2 protein-coding genes are annotated in these 2,162 nt (G+C 33.2%); both read right to left on the bottom strand.

Going from position 1 to position 2,162, the window contains the following annotated elements:
• Positions 1 to 24: 24 nt before the first annotated feature.
• The gene (locus tag ACXJH6_RS08945) at positions 25 to 1,032 is read right to left on the bottom strand and encodes a glycosyltransferase family 4 protein (RefSeq protein WP_456471414.1); all 1,008 of its coding nucleotides are present in this window, start codon (positions 1,030 to 1,032) and stop codon (positions 25 to 27) included.
• Positions 1,029 to 2,162, bottom strand: a 1,134-nt coding sequence (locus ACXJH6_RS08940) for a nucleotide sugar dehydrogenase (RefSeq protein WP_456471413.1), incomplete at its 5' end; no start/stop codon positions are given. The genes ACXJH6_RS08940 and ACXJH6_RS08945, both read right to left, overlap by 4 nt.

The raw sequence follows: 2,162 nt of genomic DNA, 5'->3' as shown, positions 1-2,162 counted from the left end.
GCATCCCCAAGCCATGTGGGAGGTTCAATCAATAACTTCATATATTACCTTAAGGGTTTTTTCCACGTTTTTTTCAATACTGAAATTTTTTGCAATCTCTTTTGCTTCTTTTTTTGATTTTTCCAATGCCTCGGGATTATTTAACAAACTCTGGATTTTTTCGACAATATTTTCATCTATTATCCATTCTTTTGGCAATATTTCCCCTCCGCCGCATGTTTTTGTGGTAAATACCACATTTTCAAAATTCAAGGCTTCTATTATTACACTGCCAAAAGGCTCGTATTTCGTAGGAAAAATAAAAATATCCGCCATCGAATAAAACTTATCCACATCCGTCCTCGGACCTGTAAAAATCACTTTTTCTTCAATTCCCAAATTTTTGGCATAATTTTTATACCACTGCAGATTTTTTTCTTTACCGACTATAAAAAATTTAAAATCGCCCTTAAGCCTTGAAACAATATCCAGTGCTTCTTTTACTCCTTTTCGCTTAAATCCGCTTCCCACATAAAGCAAAATCTTTTCATTATTAATGTCAAATTCTTTTTTGATATCATCAAATAGGACTTTTTCCTTTAAAGGTATGCCATTATATATAACTTCTATTTTATCTGGGTCTACGCCATATTCTTCAATTATGTCTTTTTTTACCATATTGGAAATCGCTATGATTCTTTTTGCCCTGTTAAACGCTATTTTTTCAATAAAAAGATATACTAAATGTAAAGGATTGATTTTTGATTTGTCTTCTATTTTTAAAAATTTTTTATGAACCCCATCACCCGCTCGGTAAATATCCGGGCACGTTATCCTGTCCAGCGAAAAATAAAATTTATTTTTTTTAAAAAAACAGACTTCAAAATTAAACCATATAGCTTTAATCCAACTCGCCAGAAAATTAGGTGCCGATGAATGTTTTATTTCAAAATCAATATTATACTTTTTTAACTCCTCCGTTAATCTTTGTAAATATCTTTCAGCTCCTCCGAATTTATTCGGTTTAAGTCTGAGAAATGTTATTTTTTTCATAATCTCCCGTCAACCAGACTTTTATCAAAGAAATTTTTAATATCATATACGACTAAATTTGAATTTTCTTTTATTCTTTTTATTTCACTTTCTAATGCCTTAAACTCTTTATGCGCCACCGCCAGGACTACTCCGTCATAATCAGTTAATTGTTGATGGTTAACAGTGGATAGCAAATCAAGGTTATATTCTTTTTTTACTTCATCCCTCTCCGCCCAAGGGTCATATACGTCCACATTTACTCCGAATTCTTCAAGCTCCCTTATTACATCTATTACCCTGCTGTTTCTTATATCGGGACAGTTTTCTTTAAATGTGATTCCTAATACTAATACTTTACTTCCTTTTATCGTATGCCCTTTTTGGATCATAAGTTTTATTACTTTATTGGCTACAAATATTCCCATATTGTCGTTAAGTCTTCTGCCGGCTAGTATAATTTCGGGATGATAACCTATCTCTTTTGCTTTGTATGTAAGATAATACGGGTCTACCCCTATACAGTGACCTCCTACGAGTCCCGGGGTGAATTTTAAAAAGTTCCACTTTGTCCCTGCGGCTTCTAATACATCTTTGGTATCTATATTTAATTTATCAAATATAAGTGCAAGTTCGTTTACAAACGCTATGTTTATATCCCTTTGGGTGTTTTCTATTACTTTTGCGGCTTCTGCTACTTTTATACTAGGTGCTAAGTGAGTTCCGGCTTCTATTATTGAAGCATAAAGTTCATCTATCTCTTTTGCCGCCTCGGGAGTACTTCCTGATGTTACCTTAAGGATTTTTTTGACGGTATGCTCTTTATCTCCCGGATTTATTCTCTCAGGTGAATATCCTACAAAAAAATCCTCGTTAAACTTAAGTCCGCTTACTTTTTCTAAAATAGGAACACATACTTCCTCCGTACATCCGGGATATACTGTTGATTCATAAATTACAATATCACCTTTTTTTAATACTTTCCCAACTGTTTCACTGGCTTTTTTAAGAGGAGTCAAATCGGGGTTTTTATGATTGTCTATCGGTGTTGGAACGGTTATTATATATACGTTTGAATCTTTTATCTCTTCTAATTTATCTGTGAATTTTATTCCTCTTTTTATAGCTTCTTTAAGCTCTTCTTCGCTTAC

Source organism: Caminibacter sp., assembly GCF_053999135.1.
This window is presented reverse-complemented; position numbering and strand designations above follow the sequence as displayed.

What these genes read in the sequence shown, in the direction of transcription:
- ACXJH6_RS08945 (WP_456471414.1), bottom strand. Translation starts at nt 1,032, where the DNA reads ATGAAAAAAATAACATTTCTCAGACTTAAACCGAATAAATTCGGAGGA.